The organism is Corynebacterium sp. PCR 32, assembly GCF_037464985.1.
In the GTDB taxonomy this organism is placed as follows: Bacteria; Actinomycetota; Actinomycetes; order Mycobacteriales; family Mycobacteriaceae; genus Corynebacterium; species Corynebacterium kroppenstedtii_D.
In genome coordinates this window covers 218,342-237,136 of the sequence record NZ_JBAHVL010000001.1, presented here as the reverse complement: position 1 = coordinate 237,136, position 18,795 = coordinate 218,342, and the positions used below count along the sequence as shown (strand labels likewise).

Annotated in this window: 16 protein-coding genes; 3 read left to right on the top strand and 13 right to left on the bottom strand. The window is 56.1% G+C overall.

Annotated elements, in window-relative coordinates; all coding sequences use genetic code 11:
- Nucleotides 1–208: 208 nt before the first annotated feature.
- The 5 genes from hpf to mtrA all read right to left on the bottom strand — a co-directional run bounded on the left by hpf (nucleotide 209) and on the right by mtrA (nucleotide 6,659).
- On the bottom strand, nucleotides 209–901 hold the full coding sequence (hpf, locus tag V5S80_RS00970) for a ribosome hibernation-promoting factor, HPF/YfiA family (RefSeq protein ID WP_395168900.1): 693 nt from the start codon (nucleotides 899–901) through the stop codon (nucleotides 209–211).
- A 245-nt stretch (nucleotides 902–1,146) separates the two neighbouring features.
- On the bottom strand, nucleotides 1,147–1,719 hold the full coding sequence (locus V5S80_RS00965; RefSeq protein ID WP_395168899.1) for a ComF family protein: 573 nt from the start codon (nucleotides 1,717–1,719) through the stop codon (nucleotides 1,147–1,149).
- A 248-nt stretch (nucleotides 1,720–1,967) separates the two neighbouring features.
- Nucleotides 1,968–3,893, bottom strand: a complete 1,926-nt coding sequence (gene lpqB / locus V5S80_RS00960) for an MtrAB system accessory lipoprotein LpqB (RefSeq protein ID WP_395168898.1) — start codon at nucleotides 3,891–3,893, stop codon at nucleotides 1,968–1,970.
- On the bottom strand, nucleotides 3,893–5,992 hold the full coding sequence (gene mtrB, locus V5S80_RS00955; RefSeq protein WP_395168897.1) for an MtrAB system histidine kinase MtrB: 2,100 nt from the start codon (nucleotides 5,990–5,992) through the stop codon (nucleotides 3,893–3,895). The genes lpqB and mtrB overlap by 1 nt, the downstream gene beginning before the upstream one ends.
- Nucleotides 5,985–6,659, bottom strand: coding sequence for an MtrAB system response regulator MtrA (mtrA, locus tag V5S80_RS00950; protein ID WP_395168896.1), 675 nt, complete (start codon nucleotides 6,657–6,659; stop codon nucleotides 5,985–5,987). Before mtrA ends, mtrB begins: the two co-directional genes overlap by 8 nt.
- Nucleotides 6,660–6,714: 55 nt before the next feature.
- Between mtrA and V5S80_RS00945 the strand changes: the two genes are divergently transcribed.
- Complete coding sequence (locus V5S80_RS00945; RefSeq protein WP_395168895.1) at nucleotides 6,715–8,910, top strand: 6-carboxyhexanoate--CoA ligase; 2,196 nt, start codon at nucleotides 6,715–6,717, stop codon at nucleotides 8,908–8,910.
- Between the two features lie 56 nt (nucleotides 8,911–8,966).
- Here the strand turns inward: V5S80_RS00945 and V5S80_RS00940 are convergent, their stop codons facing one another.
- The 3 genes from V5S80_RS00940 to V5S80_RS00930 are packed head-to-tail and all read right to left on the bottom strand — an operon-like array spanning nucleotide 8,967 to nucleotide 11,024.
- Nucleotides 8,967–9,626, bottom strand: a complete 660-nt coding sequence (locus tag V5S80_RS00940) for a dTMP kinase (RefSeq protein WP_395168894.1) — start codon at nucleotides 9,624–9,626, stop codon at nucleotides 8,967–8,969.
- A gap of 46 nt (nucleotides 9,627–9,672) precedes the next feature.
- Nucleotides 9,673–10,560 carry a 5'-methylthioadenosine/S-adenosylhomocysteine nucleosidase gene (gene mtnN, locus V5S80_RS00935; protein WP_395168893.1) on the bottom strand — a complete coding sequence of 296 codons (888 nt, stop codon included), beginning with the start codon at nucleotides 10,558–10,560 and terminating at the stop codon, nucleotides 9,673–9,675.
- Nucleotides 10,557–11,024 (bottom strand): S-ribosylhomocysteine lyase, encoded by a 468-nt coding sequence (locus V5S80_RS00930; protein WP_395168892.1) that lies wholly within the window; start codon nucleotides 11,022–11,024, stop codon nucleotides 10,557–10,559. Before V5S80_RS00930 ends, mtnN begins: the two co-directional genes overlap by 4 nt.
- A 335-nt stretch (nucleotides 11,025–11,359) precedes the next feature.
- On the opposite strand from V5S80_RS00930, the gene V5S80_RS00925 reads away from it, so the two are divergent.
- Nucleotides 11,360–12,526, top strand: coding sequence for a hypothetical protein (locus V5S80_RS00925; protein ID WP_395168891.1), 1,167 nt, complete (start codon nucleotides 11,360–11,362; stop codon nucleotides 12,524–12,526).
- Nucleotides 12,527–12,628: 102 nt separating this feature from the next.
- Here the strand turns inward: V5S80_RS00925 and manA are convergent, their stop codons facing one another.
- From manA to V5S80_RS00905, 4 genes are all read right to left on the bottom strand, one after another.
- On the bottom strand, nucleotides 12,629–13,960 hold the full coding sequence (manA, locus tag V5S80_RS00920; protein ID WP_395168890.1) for a mannose-6-phosphate isomerase, class I: 1,332 nt from the start codon (nucleotides 13,958–13,960) through the stop codon (nucleotides 12,629–12,631).
- A 90-nt stretch (nucleotides 13,961–14,050) separates the two neighbouring features.
- Complete coding sequence (locus V5S80_RS00915) at nucleotides 14,051–15,223, bottom strand: hypothetical protein (protein ID WP_395168889.1); 1,173 nt, start codon at nucleotides 15,221–15,223, stop codon at nucleotides 14,051–14,053.
- 10 nt (nucleotides 15,224–15,233) lie between these two features.
- Entirely contained in the window at nucleotides 15,234–16,613 is a 1,380-nt protein-coding gene (locus V5S80_RS00910; protein WP_395168888.1) for a phosphomannomutase/phosphoglucomutase, read from the bottom strand.
- A 60-nt stretch (nucleotides 16,614–16,673) separates the two neighbouring features.
- Nucleotides 16,674–17,624, bottom strand: a complete 951-nt coding sequence (locus tag V5S80_RS00905; protein WP_395168887.1) for a DUF3499 family protein — start codon at nucleotides 17,622–17,624, stop codon at nucleotides 16,674–16,676.
- An 86-nt stretch (nucleotides 17,625–17,710) separates the two neighbouring features.
- Between V5S80_RS00905 and V5S80_RS00900 the strand changes: the two genes are divergently transcribed.
- Complete coding sequence (locus V5S80_RS00900; RefSeq protein ID WP_395168886.1) at nucleotides 17,711–18,163, top strand: metallopeptidase family protein; 453 nt, start codon at nucleotides 17,711–17,713, stop codon at nucleotides 18,161–18,163.
- Nucleotides 18,164–18,204: 41 nt separating this feature from the next.
- On the opposite strand, the gene V5S80_RS00895 is transcribed toward V5S80_RS00900, so the two are convergent.
- A complete protein-coding gene (locus V5S80_RS00895; RefSeq protein WP_395169393.1) occupies nucleotides 18,205–18,516 on the bottom strand; it encodes a WhiB family transcriptional regulator in 312 nt (103 codons plus the stop codon).
- Nucleotides 18,517–18,795: the final 279 nt, after the last annotated feature.

Below are 18,795 nucleotides of genomic sequence, written 5' to 3'. Positions count from 1 at the left end.
TACCAGCGAACGTATGCCCCCGACGGGTGAGCATAGACGCCACAGGCAGTCTACTCGGTTGGCAGTATACGGTGTCGGCCGCCAACGGGTGAACCATGCTCATCCACCCGTGGGCACACCCCATGGGAACCAACCCCAGGGCACCGACACTCACGGGTGGGACCCCCTTAAGGCACACTATGAACCGTATGACAACGCGGCCTAGCACCTAAGTGCGACTGGCGGGGTCCTCACCAGCCGCATCATCAGCGCCGAGGGTGATGAGCCCGTAATCAAATGCGTGCCGACGATAGACAACCGACGGCTTGTTATTTTCTTCATTAACGAAGAGGTAGAAGTCATGCCCAACCAGTTCCATCTCGCTGAGTGCATCATCAACACTGATCGGCGTCGATGGATGATTTTTCCGGCGAACAATCCTTCCCGGCTCAACATCAGCAGCATAGGGATCAACATCATACTTCCCAGGCTGCTCCACAGCCGCGTCATCCTGCATATCCTGCACCAACTGCGCAGTTGCCTCACCAACCGACAGAGGAGTCCGGTGACCCGAACGGCTAATCTGCCGACGTACCTTCACCTTTCGTAGGCTGCGTTCCATGCGGCTAATCGCAGTTTCAAGAGCCGCGTAGAAACTATCTTCCTTAGCTTCCGCTCGAGCAATATGACCTTTGCCAGACGCCGTGATCTGAATACGATCTGCACGGTCAGCACGACGCGGATTAGGTTCATGAAGCAGCTCGACATGAAAGGAGGTCAACGTAGGATCCAGGCGCTCAATCTTGGCCAATTTAGCGTTGACCCTGTCCGCAAAATGCTCAGGAATATCAACGTTACGGCCAGTGAGGTGGACCTGGGCCTGTGGTGTGACGGCGTCATCTTTATCAACAGGTGTAGTCACGATCTCTACCTCCAACACTAGGGGCGCCAGCGTCGCAAGGTCCATATGACAGCCACCTCACAGAGGCTGTCATTGAGGTATTTTTCCTGCGACATTGCGTATGACGCCGGTTCCGTAGCAACCCGGTGGCTGCCATCAAGGACACTGCCGAGAATACTCGGATTATCACCGACGCGACGGTGGGGGCACCCATAATTACGGCATTGACGAGGATTAAACGGACATTCATAGGGAAACGTCAGTAGCTAAGCACGGCACAACGCTACCCCCATTGCTGGACGCCACCCCTGCGCCCGGAGGACAAGTACAGACTCCGCGTACGTCGACCCTGTCGTCACAACATCATCCACAACCACCACCCGGCAATCACCAACATCATGGACCCAGTCTGCATAACGACACCACTCACGCCTATTGATCTCCACCGACCCTGATACATTGTCCCGCCTCGCAGCAGCAGACAACCCCACCTGATCCCGCTTCGCCCCCGCAGAGCGCAACACCGGAGCAACGACGACCACACCAGGCACCGACGCCGCAGTAGTCCGACACCACCGCGTCACCACGTCCCCTCCCCGCTGGCGCGACGACTGACGCGTCGTGGGCGCAGGCACCAACACCCACGGCACCACACGAGGATCAGGAAGATACCCATTCATACATGCCCACCGAAATACCCCCGTCATCAACGCACCACAGACAGCAGATGCATCACGTCGCGACCATTCTTTAGCCCCTAACACCACCTCACGATGAACCCCTCCATACGGCCCAGACACCATAATCGGAATACCAGGATCAAGCTGCGGTGACACCAAGAACGGCGTCCTTTGTTGGCACCGGCGCTCACACCGGACACACAACCCTGGCGGGGCACCAGACGTTCTCGGCGTGCCGCATCCGGGGCAGTCGACAGGGAGAAGCACATCGAGGGTGGCTCGTGCGATACCACTACCAATGCCCCACAGTGTCACATTCCCCCCACTTCCCAAGCATGTTCCGACGCCTACGCTGCTCCCAAACAAAACTGCCACTGTCGGCCACAACCATTCTGGCCGACATCAATTTAACGAGAGACGATCGGCTGAGCTCGAATACCTTGCAACCCAGGAACTTCACGCCAGTTCTGTGTCGTTGTATCAGAGGACTTATTCCGCTCCAGCTGCAGCACGGACCGTGAATCCGTGATGTAGAGCTCATCACGAGACGCAGCCACTGCAGAGACAGGAGCCTTCACATTGTTTGAGGTCAACCGCATGGCATCAGAACCATCGGGTTGCACTGTCCACACCGGAGCATCTTGAGACTGCGTCCCGATGAGTAACGATCCATCAGGTTGCCAATCTAGACTCGTCGCAGTGTTCCCCAAGAAGGCTTCGCCCACTTCACGAGGACTCATGATCCGAAGCTTCCCACCCTCCCCTGGTGCGATAACAGCGGTGTACACGTGACCACCAATGATCATCGCGGCGCGAACGCCATCATTGGCAACGCGGAATTCGCTGATCTTGTGATCATTGTTATGGTCATCTCCATCATCGGTGTGCAATTGCCCGCGAAGAGCAGAATTATCGACAATGTATTCTTTCTTGACATTTCCTGCTCCCGACTTACTTTCGGCCGCAGTTTGATACTCGACACGGTGTATCTCTTTGCCATCAGCCACAGTCCACGCGACTGTCCCGTTTTCCGACCATGATGGTCGAGTAAGCGTATGCCCCCGTACGATTGGTTGCCCCGCCATACCGGGTTCCGCACCGGATTTGCGAGTGGTGCTGTCACCACCAATGAGGCTACCGATACGCAACACCCTCGTGTCACCACCAGCTGAGGTATTCCCAGAGGTCTCTTCTCCGCTTCTTCCACCATTATTCGGCGCTGGCCCTGCTGCATTATCACGTTCAATGACAGCAGCTAACCCACCACTGGGAGTGATTCCGGCTGACAGGATTGTGCCGGAGTGGCCGAATGGGCCACGGTCAGCAGTGGTTTCAGAGTTCGAGATCGTCATGATGCTGCCATTAGCAACAGCATGCAGTGTTTTCATGTCTGACATTTCGGGGTTGACATCAGAGACGTCAGCTGCCGACAAGGTTTTATGTGCCTGGTCCAGGAGCGGAACTCCGTCGGCCATGAGTGTAAAAGGTCCACGTACATCGGCATAAGTGAGGGTCCACACTATCTGATTAGCGATGAGCTGGCGGTCATCATTGCTGACTTGCGATAGCCCTTTGATATCGACTGTTGAACCGCCATTTTTCTTACTCTTAGCCGTGATCGATGTCCCCGGGGGCAACGCAGTACCGATGGCCGGAGCCAGTTCCTGACGCGGACCACTGGCCAGAAGTGACATGAGACTTGATTCGATTGTTTCTTGCTGCGAGTACACCCAACGCCGATCAGCTACCAGATATTTTCCTGTATGGTCCAGGAAGTAGACAGAATAGGATCGATAGGCTTGATTAAAATCGACACTTTGAAGAGCAATTCCCGGTGGAGCTGAGTCGATTCGCCATTCTCCGTCGACCTTTCTCAGTTTAAATTGTGACCGGTATGCCCCACTGTGTGGTGTGTAGGTACCTCCGTCACCTAAGACTCCCACAGTCGAGCCGGAAACATCGAAGGTGGCCTCATTATTTGAGGGTTTGCCGGACGAATTGATGTTGAGATGCTGGACAATAAATGCGTTTTTTCCCTCTTTCCACGAGGTTGATATTTTGTTGGTCATAAATGCCCGAGCAGCACGATGTCGCTGGGCCGGGTGTGCTGAGGCGGAAAAGAACCCGCGGAGGATTTCGTCGGGAGCTGCTCCCGATTTGGGGCCGGGAACACTTGACCCGGTCTCGCCGGGGGCATAAGAGGTGATCGCTTTCGGATCCGTGTGGCCCGGCAATGTCGCACACGCCGTTAACGTCGATGCCGCCGCAACGCTGAGAGCTGTGCCGACAGCAGTGAGGAACCGAGATCGTGATCCAGGCCGCTGACTACGCATTATTCGCCCTCCTTGGTATCGGTGACGGTGTGACGATCGGGCGCAGGGTCCGCGGCCTCTGATGGTGGAGCTGAAGGTTCAGGGTCAAAATCATCCATTTCAGCAGCAGCGCGGAGTTCTTCTTCGCTGATGTCATCATCATCGGTATTCTCCGCTGAGATGTCTGCGTGACCTTCTCTCGCCATTGACGACACCGCATCCTCACCCGAGGCAGCAATCGCAGAGTCATGATGCACACTCGTATCTCCCACCCCTCCCCCAGGCTCACTCTCGTCCGCATGATCCGTCTCATCGTCAGCGTCGGCACTCGCTTCATGATCGCCACCACACTGACTGTTTGCCCCGTAGGTTTTTAGGACCAGATCGGGGTAGGCCTTAAGAGTCGCGTCAGCCTCGTCACCAACGGCAAGTTCCAGTGCAGCATCACTCGGAGTGACAGGAACATCAGGATCAATCGGCAGTGTCAACCGGAAACATGAACCCACTTTGACCTTTCCGGTAGCGTCTAGTTTTCCGCCATGCAAGGCAGCGTTTTCACGGGCAATAGCGAGGCCAAGTCCGGTGCCACCCCGATGACGAACACGAGAGGGATCAGCGCGCCAGAATCGGTTAAAGACGAGGTCTTCCTCTCCAGATTTCAGACCAACCCCATGATCTAACACGATGATCGACACCGCCCGCTCATTACGTCGTACTGCAATATCGATCGGCTTTCCTTCAGCGTGATCCAGCGCATTCTCAATAAGGTTCCGGAAAATACGCTGCACCCGACGCGTATCGATAGGCATGAAAAGTGGTTCAGGCGGAACGTGGAAACGAACAACGACGTTGAGCTTGTTGGCTAATTGAACGTTGAGTAGCCACGCATCGTATAAAGCACCGAGCAGATCGACGTGTTCAAGCGAGAGTTCCTCGACACCGGAATCGTGTCGGGAAATGTCCAGAAGGTCACTGAGTAGCCCCTCGAAACGCCCCAACTCCTTATTCATTAACGAGGATGCGCGCTGCATCGCGGGATCAAGGTTGGCGGAGTTATCTTCAATCATGTCCGCAGCCATCCTGACAGTGGTCAGAGGCGATCGTAATTCATGGGAAACATCCGATGTGAACTGTTTTTGGAGGTCACCATATTCCTCCAACTGCTTAATTTGTTTCGATAACGAATTCGCCATTGAGTTAAAACTTGTTGCCAAACGCGCCATCTCATCACGACCATTTACAGCCATGCGTTCACCCAAATGTCCCTGAGAAAAACGTTCCGCTGTACGACTCGCCGTACGCACAGGCAACGTGACCTGCTGAGCGAATGCCCATGCAATACCCACGAGCACCACCAACAGAATAATTCCACCACTGGTGATCAAGCCGCGCATCAGCGCCAACGTGGACTCATCACTATCCATGGGAAAAATCAGATACAGTTCCAACCCCTGAACATCCGAGGCCACAGGTGAACCAATGATTAAGGCTTTGTACCGAGTGCCGTCAGGGCGCCGCAACGTATCAAACTGGTACGCAACCTGGTTATCGTGAATAAAATTCCTAAGGTGCTGTGGAACCTGGGCGTGATCAGGAGAGACCACATCATCACCATTAATATTCGGGGCAATCAGCACCGGCTCATAAGCTGAGTTCACCGGAGCCGCTGACGACTCTGGTGCCTCAGATCCCCCGCCCCGTTCCGTCAGAGCTGTTCGCGCCGCATTAATTCGTACCTGTACTGAGTTGGACGTATCTGAGGCATCAACTTGCTGCTCAACCACGTGCCGTACACGATCGATCCCGTCTTCAGCCGACTCCACCTTCGACTGGGTCAAACGAGTTGTCATAAACGACACGAGGGCAAATCCAAGGACAAGGAGAACAATTGTTGACGCTATAAACATCCACCCCACAGTCTTCACCTGTGCGGACGTTTGCCACTTATCAATCATTCGACGCCACAGACGTCGAATACTCAATGGCCAGCGGCTATGCCCATCACTGTCATGATCCCCCGGCGTGGACAACACCAGGGCAGTCAGTCCCTCTTGATTTTTCGGATCAAAGAGGGGATGTCGTAAACGTCCTGGGCGGGACTGTGGGTTACCGCTACTCACCGATCTTGTAACCCACTCCTCGAACAGCCTGAATCAACGTCGGGTTCTTGTGATCCTTCTCGACCTTGATACGCAAGCGGTTAATATGAACATTCAACACTCGGGTGTCAGTCGGCTGCTTGTAGCCCCACACCTCCCGCAGCAATTCCTCCCGCGTGAGAACCTGCTTTGGACGGCTAGCAAGCTGGGTGAGAAGACCAAACTCGATGGGAGTCAGCGGGATTTCCTCACCGTCGCGCTTCACTGTGTGGCCCGGGACATCAATAACCAAATCACCCACATGCATAGTGTCACCTGTTGGTTGGTCACGGCGCCGCAGCTGCGCACGGACACGGGCAACTAATTCTTTTGGTTTAAACGGTTTGTTGATGTAGTCATCTGCACCGGACTCCAACCCAAGGACAACATCAACAGTATCCGTTCGAGCAGTCAACATGACGATCGGAACAGCTGACGTCTTCCGGATTGCCCGACACACATCGACACCATTCATACTGGGCAGCATCACGTCGAGCAGAACTAAATCCGGTTCCTCGTTGGACGCCGCAGTAACAGCTTCTGCACCGTCCCCCACGACGACAGTGTCAAACCCTTCGCCCTGAAGGACGATCATAAGCATTTCCGCAATGGCTGGGTCATCATCGACAACGAGGATTTTTGTCTTCATAGTTCTACATTCTGACACATGGAGAGAACACACACCCAGCAACTTACGATTAGTTGTGACACCCACGTTCGATAGTTCCGATGATAAGGAGTACATGGTGCGGTTGAGCATCAAAATGCGGGCCAGCGTACGAGTGCCCGCACCACAGGTTGACGGTGATATTCCCCTGAAAGATCATCGTGATCTGCATGTATCCGGTGCTGAACGAATCGTCACCGCTGACGATCTCACACGTACTGTAACCGAGATGGAACATCGGGCATGGACTCACCCGAAGGGCCAACCCGACGATATTGTCATCAGTATCCACCGCGTCAAGGACAACTCCATTCGATACATTCCGGCACTGCCCCGCGAAACACGTCACACCCGAACGGTGTCAGAAGCCCACCACACCATCACGACTATTCTCCATACAATAGGCGTTCCAGTGGCTGACCAGGCTCTCAAAACATTGACACACATCCGCGGAATGCGGGGCGCAATCCTTCTCGACGCGGATACCGGCGAGCGACGAGACACCAACGGTTGTCGTGGTGTCCGCGTGACAGCCGTGGATAATGATATGCCCACATGTGCTCCCGCAACACTGGGGATATCGAACTCGGAACTGACAAAGTCGTATTACAGTGAAGCCCTCACGCTCGCCTCGAAAGTCCAGTCGCACCCTGCTGTGTGCGCGGAGGTGTGCATCTCCGATGATCCTGACTACACCACCGGGTACATCAGCACTCCTGAGGGCTATATACGCATTGACAACATCAAACCCGCTGGCAGCCCTCAAGGAGGGCGAGTTTTTCTTGTCCGTGGTACCGATGATGAAATTGCTAATTGCATCGACTACCTCGAAAACACCCCAGTCATTGTGCAGGGAATCCCGTGGCCACCCGAGGATCAAGCCTCATCATCATCCCCGATCATGACTGACACAGTGGACCGCACATCCCATGAGCACAAGGCGCCACCCCACGCTGTATCGCCGAATATACGACCTCATACCGTCCCGATTACAACATTCGCGACACGGTCCCTCGCATCATGGGAAGCAACAGGTCTTCGCCGGTATCCACTGACCTTTTCGTCTCCTCCGTCCCCGCATTCACTGGTGTCTGGATCCGAGACATTGCTGTTTTCTTCCAGCAACTATTTAGGTCTTAGCGAGCATCCTGCGGTGGTTGCCGCCGCCACCCGTGCGCTCCATCAGTATGGTGCGGGGACAGGGGGAAGTCGCCTCACGACGGGTAATTTCAGCATTCATTCCGCTACGGAACGCGCCCTAGCATCCTTCACGGGGTATGAGGATGCTGTTCTCTTTGGTACCGGATACCAGGCGAATACGACAACACTAGCAGCTCTCGCGGCTGATATTCCAGAGGTGCCGGGCTCAGCTCCGGCTGGTACACCTGGGATGACGATTTTCTCCGATGCACGTAACCATGCAAGTGTGATCGACGGTATCCGGCTGGCTACCCGTGGAGGTGCGCAGGTTCACGTCTACCCTCACACCGACATGGAGTACTTAGACCATGCTCTTGCGCAGTGTTCGAGTCCGAGAACACTCATTGTCTCGGATGGTGTGTTTTCCATGCATGGCGATGTCGCTCCCCTTCCCGACATTATGCAGATCGCACGGACGCATGGGGCATGGGTTCTCATCGACGATGCTCACGGGATAGGCACACTCGGGCGAACAGGTCGCGGGATCGTCGAACATGTCGAGGATTCTCGTCGTTCTGCGGGTCCCATGGCTCATGATTACCGTCCAGATTTGTTGGTGGTCACCTCGTCGAAGGCCTTGGGATCAGAGGGGGCTGCGGTGTGTTGCGCGGCTCCGGTTGCGGAGTTTTTGCGGCACCGTGCACGAGGCTATATGTTCTCGACATCGTCGGCGCCGGCGTCTGTCGCCGCCACACAGGCTGCCATCGACGTCATTGCTCGGGAACCTGAGCGTGTGGCCACACTTCAAGGACATTCCCAATACGTACGTGACCGCTTACGTTCACTCGATATTCCGTTGTGTGAGGGAAACGACGATAGGACCCCGATTATTCCGATCATGATTGGTGATGAAACTGATGCTGTTCGCGTTTCGCAGGGCTTATCTGAGCGCGGCATCCATGTTCCCGCTATCCGATACCCCACAGTGCGGCGTGGGGAAGCCATCCTCCGGGTAACAACAATGGCAACCCACACTCGCGAACATCTCGATCTGTTGGTTGATGCTCTTGCCACTGTGATGTCTGCTCATTGAGAATGTTCACACAGTGGTGTGGGGGTGTTCACGGCCACCAGCAACGGTGGTGGCCGTTACGTGTGGTTCATAATGGCGTCGACGACTCTGATCAACTGCTGGTCAGGGTCGTCTGGGGCAACAACGATCCATGGCGACTGCCACTGGTCACGCGCTAATGCTTCATATGCTGCTGCCGTGCGCTGTTGAAGAGCACTATCCCGCTCATAAGCATCACGAGCGCGGGTCGCATCAGCATCTTCTCGGTCTCTCGCGCGCTTCGCTGCAATCTGGGGTGGCGTCGATAAGAAAATATGGAGGTCAGGAATGGGAATTCCTAGGCGGTCAAACTCAAGTTCAGCCACCCAGGTGACGACGGGATCTGCATCCGATGGTGTGGATCCGTCCCAGCCTTGTCGCGCTGCGGTATAGGCAGCGTTCGACGCAACAAAACGATCTATGAGGACAATGTAGCCGTCTGCGGATAACTCGGCGAGGTCCTCAGCGATCTCTGCGCGATCAAGTGCGAACAACGTAGCCATACCGTAGGCTGATTCCATGAGATCGCCCATCTCACCATACAGTGCGCACCGCGCCAACTGTGCATGGGCGGAGTCATCGTATCGGGGAAAAGCTACTCGGGCGACTGGGCGATCACGAGCCAACAACTCTTTTTCGACAGCTGTCACCAACGTGTTCTTACCAGCGCCGTCGATACCTTCACACGCTACAAGCATGTGTCGAGCCTACCGTGTGAGCTGTCTGGGGTGGCAGTTGCTTGCGTTACCTGGCACCCAGGCGTGACCTACCTTGAGTGAGAATGGTGAGCGCAGCCTCGGCTGCCTGCTGTGACGAATGGTGGACTTCATCGAGATGAACACTGGTCTCCGATTCGCCAATAACGTCGGTGATCGATCGTACTGAGATGAACGGTGTCCTATGGAGAACTGCCGTCTGGGCGAGAGCCGACGATTCCATGTCGACCACAGCCGCAGTCGGAAATGAGTCGCGGAGTGCCGCAGCCTCCGGAACTCCGATGAAGCGATCCACGCTGACGAAGTCCAGGGCGGTGATACCGATGGCGTCGGCTGCGGCCACAAGGTCAGGATCGCCTGGATACGGTGCCGTGAGTCCCGGCACTTGTCCCCGGTCATATCCGAACGCGGTCAGGTCAAAGTCCCCGGGGATCACGGTGCTACTGACAACGACATCACCAATTGATGCGTAGCCAGGGGCAACGCCGGCTGTCCCCACGGACATCACGCAGCCGATGGTGCCGCCGTCACTGTTGCCTGCGGACTCTTCGATCCCTATTCCAGCATCGACAGCAACTGATGGCCCTAGGCACATACCGACAGTCGCTGCGTGGGCTGCGTTGACCAGACCGATTCCGCTGAGGATCAACAGAATAGGGGCGTGATCATATCTGCCCAGGACAGCATCATGAATTCCGGGAAGGGTGATGCTTTGCACAGCATCAAGTCGTGCCTTCAGGGGGTCAAATTCTTCTGGCATTGCCGCGACCAGGAGAGCTGTTGACGAGTCGAAAGCCCTATGTGTGTGCTCGTGGCGGGAATCATCGCAGGGAGCCGAGGGCATACCATCGTGTGGTGTGCGACACCACTCGCCTTCGCCGGGGCGATCATGGCCCTGTTCATCGTGGTCATTCACGCGAAAACCTGTTTCCATTCATCGCTACGAGCTGTGAACGCTGCAAGCTCTTTCTTGGCGCCGTGAAGATCGTGATGTTCGGCCCAACCACAGGACTTGATTCCTGCGCCCGGTACTGAGTCCCACGTCTCAATATCTGCGATTGCCTTCTTGACGGCAGCTGCAACGTCATCCCAGGTGGGGCCAGCAGCGGTGGTGTCTACGGTCAGATAGAAGCCGGTCTGGCATCCCATGGGGCCGAAGTCAACGATGCCTGTCAAGTGATCACGGAGAGCTTCCGCCATGCTGTGCTCGATGGCATGGATCGTCGGCATTTCGATATGGGATTTATTGGGCTGGCGGAAGCGAAGGTCATATTTGACGATGGTGTGGCCGTCGGCGATGTCGTAGTCAGATGCTCGCCGGATATACGGTGCAGCTACCTTGGTGTGGTCTAGTTCAAAGCTTTCCACGTTCTTTGGCATAATGTTCACTCCTTACACTGGTGGGCGCCTATAATTGGTGTCGTCGCACGCGTGGAGACAGTGATTTTCATCACTTTTTCATTGAGGTACTGCCGCCACTATCACGTTCCATTGACGTCCCCATCCAGGCTATCACTGGATATTCCACCACCCCCACAGAAAAGCATCACCCAGCCATACCGCAGCACATCAGGCAAAAAATACCCTCCGTAGCCAATTTGTAACTCTTTTGTTATCCTTTTTCACTGTAAATGATGCACGTAGTAGTTGACATGACGGCACAACCCCGCACTGACAAGGGGTAACAGCAGCCATCACGCAGGGAAGGTCACGGATTGACAACAAACAATCCACCTACGGGGATCACCCCCAAATCGGAGAACACAGGCGACTCACCACACAGTGAAGCCGCCCCAGTTTCCCCGTCCTCACCCACCCCCGCATCTTCATCCGCCCTGTCATCATCCACATCGTCGTGCACATGGTCACACACCCCATCAGACCGGATTGTCTATGAAAGCACGCCCCCCTCCCACGGACGCTTGCCGATATACACCTTCGTCGGAGTTGGATTGGTTGTTGCGTGCACCATCGGGGTGGGGGTATGGAAATCGTCTGCACCCGAGCCTGCCTCACCCATCACCACGCCGTCAACATCTGCCGTTGATACAGAATCGATGACATCAGACGATAACGCCACCCGTGGGCGCGGCACGTCCCCCTCCACGGACACTACTGATTCACCCAATTCACGCCACAATAACGCAACCACCACCAGCCAGGACCCGAATTCACCGCAAAACTCTTCCGGAAGTAGCAATAACCGCGACAACGATAGAACCCACGGGTGGAGCCCACACGGCACATCATCATCGGATTCTCGACACAATCCAGGCAACCGCACATCGTCGAACCACAACACCCAAACTGGCGACGATGACCCACTTCTCCCCCCTGGGACGAAACGCGGCGAAACACATCTTGGCGCCTTAGGCACCCCACACAACCAAGACACCACCACACCTGTTCCCCCTGCCGCCGGATCCACGAGCACCGGAACACCCTCACGTTCCGACGGCTCACATGACATGGAACAGTGGATAGCCAGTACTCCCGAAGAACTACAACGCATGATCGACAATGGACACATAGATCAAGCGGCGAAGATCCTCAATGACCCTGATAATCAAGCACACGCTAAGAAACTCTCCGAAGCCGTGGGCATGCACCGAAATAAAGATGGCGTGTGGGTCATCGACACAAAAACAACCGAAGCCACGCACGAAAAATCCGGTGGTATTCGAGCACCCCACACCGAGGCGCCCACACCACCTGAATCATCACCTGCGATTGCTTCCACAACCAATCAGAAGCCAACCACCCCAACAACAGCCAACGCCGCACCGGGAAACACTCCGTCCAGCACGGCTACTCCGACGACCGATTTTGATACCAGCCGCGCAACCACGACCAGCCACAGCAGCGCCCCTTCACGCCGTTAAACACCGCAATGACCTCGCACTACTGAGCCGCCATACCACGCGCGCCCGGCATACCCCCGGCGGCCGACTCACCGCGATGTCACAGGCCGATAGCGAAAAATACTATGCCCCCACGGTCGCCACGAAAATCTCAGCGGCTACATCACCCCGGTTCGTCGCCACCGCCCGCTCAGCGTCATCAGGTACCCACACTGATTGACTAGGCGTAATATCCACCGGTCCACAGTCATCAACAGTCACACGCTGTGCACCTCCCACCACTGGCTCATCATTCGCATCAGGTTGCGACACCTGCACAGCGCCACGTGTGCACAGAACAATCGCCGGCCCCTCCAGCGTCTCTGCCAACAACTGACCGCCCGCGGCAACACTCGACACCGCTACCGACTGTCCTGGTTCCAACTCCCAGCGCTGCAACAGGAACTCCGGCGCAGGCGTCGGATAATAAACTCCCCGCACACCTGGCTGTGAATCACCCTTCCCATCACCCGAGTACGTAAGAGGAGTCGGCGACATCACGGGATCCTCAAGGGGATCAAACGACAACACACGCACCAACTCAGGCACATCAATATGCTTCGACGTCAGCCCACCACGCAACACATTGTCCGAATTCGCCATGATCTCCACACCAAAACCATGAACATAGGCATGTAGTTGGCCGGCATCGAGATATATACCCTCACCCGGCTCAAGTCGAATGTGGTTTAACAACAGTGCACACAGCACACCAGGATCCGAAGGATACCGGTCCGCCAACTCAATCAAATGATCAGCAACAATCTCGAACTCAGACTGACCACTCGCACGATATGCCCGAGCTCCCTTCACCACCGCAGCAATCAATGCTTTGCGTTGATCGGAGGGAAGGGTAATCCATGTTGTCACCAAACTGCGCAACCCGTCGGAGGGAAGAATCCCAGAAATCAACATGCGATATCGCTCAAGCTCCGGGACCGATAAGGCATCGAACAATTCCACTGTTTTCTCGATGGGGCGGAACCCACACATCGCATCGAACTGAGTCAACCCAACAATCAACTCCGGTTTGTGATTGTCATCGCGATAATTTCGATCCAAGGCATCCCTCGCGATTCCAAGAGTGTCCTCACGAACAAACCCCTCCTCCGCCTGCTCTTTTGTCGGATGAGCCTGCAGACTCAATGGCTTGTCTGCGGCAAGGAGCTTCATCAAGAAGGGGAGCCGGCCATCGTACTTTCGAGACAGCCCTGCCCCCAACGCACTGACCGAATCCGACGCAATGAGAACATCTAACGGTTCACCATCAACCATTGCCGGCGCACCCGGATGCGCACCAAACCACATCTCCGCCTCCGGATGTGGCGACGGCGTCGGCCGGCCCGCCATGTCCGCGATTGCCGTACGCGACCCCCACGGATACGTACGAATTGCTCCTGTGAGCGGGTGAACCATATGATCCTCCGTTACAAATCCTTATCCTGCGGCACGGCCTACTGGTTACACCAGCCACCCTTTCACCCTGCCCTTGCCATCGCCAGGTCTCTAGTCATCCTGCACGGTCACATATGCAGCAGCCGCAGCAAGACGCGCACCCAACACGCAAATATAGGCAACAACAGAGTGAAGGTCTGATGACGTGAGATCCACCACCGTGACCGACTGAGCATCAAAATACCTATTGAGTGTACCGAGCTTCTCCGTCGACGGATACGCCGTCACAAGACCATCACCGATCCCCATCCCCCGACTACTGTCACCATTCGACACGCCACTATCGTCAACACCAGGGACAACCACCGCAGCCACCGGTTGCGCGGCCGGAGCATCTAAAAAGGGATCGTAAAAAATTGACGCATCGGCACCCCCTGCCCGGCATTCTCTCGCCGACGCAGATTCAACATCAACCGACGTACCTCGTTGCACAGCGGAATAGCTCCGAGCGAGTTCAGTGGTCTCGGCAGTGGCAGCAGCAATACCGTGGCGCAACAGGCACGTCGCGGCAAAGGAGGCGACATGTCTCGTTGCCCCGTCACCCGCAATGACCACGCGATGATCCTTCATACGCATGCCGAGTTGACGTGCCGGATTGACTGTCTCGTCCCGGCCTGGCGCATTACCTTCCATGTCACGATCAACAGCATCCGCAGCGTACTCCAACACGCCCTGAACGACGATTTCTCCCACGAGGCCACACGCACCGGCGACGGTGGCCACATAACGGCCCCACGATTCCTCACCCCCACCGGGAAGATCGGGTGACACGAGAGCATAATCCCTGGCGGCGTCAGCTACTGGTCCCGATAGAGGGGCGGCAACAGCAGCCATCGCCCTGACGCGACGACACCGCACTAATGCCTCCTCCGCCGCCCTATCCGCTGGATCCGGTGTCAGGACAACCACACAATCCGTTGCCCCGACGTACCGCGGCAGTTGTTCTGTCACCACAATGGGGACTGACGGGGCAGGAATCAACGACACGACCGCCCGAGCGGCATGTCGGGCAGTCTCCGAGCATGCCACAATCACGATGCTTCGTGGGGCGTCGGGAATACTGTTCGCAACGAGGCGGAGCGCCTGAGAAACATCGTCACTGCCAACTATGTCCGCGTCTGTGGGACCATGACCCACCGACATGACGTCAGATATGACCCGGGCGACCGCACGAATGCGAGCACCCTCCTGAGCAACAGCGAGGAGCGTTTCACGGGGATACACGAACCCTAGCCTAGGCGCGAATCACCGCGAGAACATCCGCTGTCAGCGAATCTACTGCCTCACGTGTTATCGCTTCGGCGTTCAGCCTCAGCAGAGGCTCCGTGTTCGACGCGCGCACATTAAACCATTCGCCACCGCCGAGCTCCACAGTGAGACCATCAAGGTCATCCATGCTTTCAGCACGATCAGCGTACGCTGCCCGCACAGCCTCGACACGCTCCTTTTGAGCCTCAGCTGATTCCAGACGGGAGTTGATCTCACCGGAGGCTTCGTACCGCGAATACTGACCCATGAGTTCCGACAGTGGCGAATCCTGAGCGCCCAACGCGGCGAGAACGTGGAGTGCAGCGAGCATCCCGGAATCGGCATTGAAAAACTCCGTGAAGTAGTAATGAGCAGAGTGCTCACCACCGAAAATTGCCCCTTTGTCCGCCATCGTGGCCTTGATGAAAGAGTGCCCGACACGAGTACGGACCGCTTTTCCGCCCTTCTCTGCGATGAGTTCCGGGACAGTATGCGAGGTTATCAAGTTGTGGATAATCGTCGAGCCGGGCTGTTGATCCAAGTACCGCTCCGCAATGAGCGCACAGATCGCTGACGGCGTTACCGGCTGCCCCTTGTCATCGACGACGAAGCAACGGTCGGCGTCACCGTCGAACGCCAAGCCAATATCCGCTTTCTGATCAACAACGTATTTTTGGAGATCAACGAGATTCTTCGGCTCCAACGGATTAGCCTCATGGTTCGGGAACGTGCCATCAAGCTCGAAATACAACGGGCGAATGTCCAGGGGAAGACCACCGAAAACAGCAGGAACAGTGAACCCGCCCATGCCGTTACCCGCATCGACGGCAACGACGAGCGGCCGAGATGACGAGAGGTCAACCAGGCTGTTGAGAAACTCCGCGTATCCGGGAAGAACATCCTTTTCCGTTGACGTTCCCCGCTCACCGTCGTAGGCCGGGATACCCCGAACCAGGTCGTCTTTAATATCTGCCAACCCGGTCTGCTCCCCCACAGGCCGAGCACCCGCACGGCACAGTTTGATGCCGTTGTACTGGGAGGGATTATGCGATGCCGTAAACATGGCGCCAGCACAATTCATGCTGCCCGAGGCGTAATATAACTCATCCGTCGAACACAGATGAACCTTCACGACGTCTAACCCTTGCTCTACTACTCCTTCAGCAAACGCATCGGACAGTGCAGGCGAGCTCTCCCGCATATCGTGGCCCACAGCCACGGCAGTTTCACCTTCTGCCCGGAGCAACCGTGCGAAAGCTGCGCCGACATCTTTCACGAAAGCGTCGTCGATATCGTCTCCGACGACACCTCGAACGTCATAAGCCTTAATAACGGAGTCAACAAATGAGCGATCACGTGCGGGCACGAGGGTCCTTTCGTTTAAATTATGTCCGCCGTCATCTTACACGGCACGACGCCACGAGTTTTATGTATCGATGTCCTGATCCGGATCCGGAACAGCATGAAGATGACCACGTTTCCGGCCTGGAATATTGTGGAGCGATGGATGCCTCACCTCACGTTTCTCCGACGTATCTCGGTCGGATGACTGCATTGATTCAGGTTCCCCACGGCCATGTTCCCCAGGCGGTGCAGTCACCTCGGGAGGACCTGGACGGTTGCCAGGCGCGCCCTTGGAGGTGAGGTGACTATCCGTACGCCGATGACGGCCTGGTCGCCCCGTTGACGCACTCATCTTTCCTGGCGAGCTCCCTACTGTAGGTTCTTCGCCTCGCCCTCTCCACAGGCGCCGACGACGTTCACGCTCTTTCGCTGCTTGAATCAGGGGGGATTCACATTCCCATTCGTCCTCATCCTCAGCATCCTGAGAAGGCAAGCTATCCCCCGTCATAGGGGGGTGAGCAGAACTGTGATTCTCACCGACATCACGGTATGCACCCCAGTCCTCAGTACTGCTGTATCGATATCGTGACTGCCTCGCGCCCCGCAAACGCGTCATTGTCTCTTGAATATCAGCAACCGCTGCCGAGACCTCAGTAGTCGTACGGCGTCCCTCGCTGGGCCTCAACCGTGACACAGAGTGATGATCATCATCCTCACCCTCATTGCCAGTGAGTGAACTACTACTGTGCTCATCGCCAGGGGCACCCTCAGTGAAGGAGGAATCATTGACCGTCTCCAGGAGGGCTGTCACGCCACCATTAGGCTCATCCCGAATAACAGTCCACCCCTCAGGTGGACGGAACCGCTCAGAATGGCGGGTACACAAGTCCCAACTGTGAGGGTTACCATCAGTAGCGAGGGGGCCAACGATGATTGTTTCCTCCGCGTGCGAATACACCAAGGTTGCGACCGCGGGGTGACCACAACCCGGCCGGCAGCACAGTCGCTTCTTATCCACGCGCTTATCATTCACGACGACTAAGTCTAGCGACCCGAGCCCCAGATGGCCGACGGCGTGGATGATTTAGCCTATCCCCACCGCCCATTAGAGTTGAGGCCATGGAATATTCCCGCCGAGCCGAACGCCGCGGACGTGGTATACGTGGGCCAATTTTGCCGCCTGAAGTCCCTCGCTGGACAAGCCGCCCGGCAGAATTCGACCAAGCTGTCCTCGATGCCTATGCCCCGATTCACGAACAATGGTCAGATGAACTTGACCATCTCGATATCGCACTGGATACCGTACCCCGCATGCGCTCTCGCCATATCACCTCCGAATGGCCCGATGAGGTTGTCGCCGACGGGGCTGTCCCTCTGGGACGCCTCATTCCAGCCGGTGTCGATGATGACGGCCGTCCCACAAGACCACGAATCGTGGTTTTTCGACGGCCCATTGAAATGCGAACGCACAATGTCGCGGAGCGATCTGACCTCTTGCACTACATTATTGTCAAATTGGTAGCCACCTACCTGAATGTAGAGACCCGAACAATTGATCCTGAGGTTGAGTGAATTCGTGTCGTTCCCAACCGCAGTAGACGAGATCGAGAAATCTAGACGATCTGCCGTTTCACACGACGTCGCTCACGCTCGGACAATCCACCCCAAATACCAAACCGCTCATCATGTTCAAGGGCGTATTCCAAGCATTCGTCGCGCACCGCACAGGCTTTACATATCCGTTTAGCCTCACGGGTTGAGCCACCTTTTTCAGGAAAAAACACCTCCGGATCAGCTTCTGCACAGAGAGCCTGTTCTTGCCACTCCTGCTCCACAGAATCAAAAAGGATATCAAAGTCCTCGGCGAGATCAGATGAATAGGAGGCATCATCAAGGGGGTCCGACTGCGTAACCTCCTCCCCCATGAGCGCATGGAGGGTGGGGCGAGGGAAGTGCGCGGATGAGTCAGCCATGCCTCTCCTTTGAGTCGGACGATGCGTTCGAGCCGGGGGCGAATGGCTGCAGGAACACGTCGTAATGGTCACATCAAGGGTTATTAGTACGGGTCACGTGCTCATATGTGCGCACTACATCTTGTGGGGTCATGTAGTGCATATCAGCAGGTCACTCGTCGACTTACCACCCAACATGTGCCGTCGTCCCAATGGAAACACCTTACTCCCAAAGGAAATTCGGCGTTACCA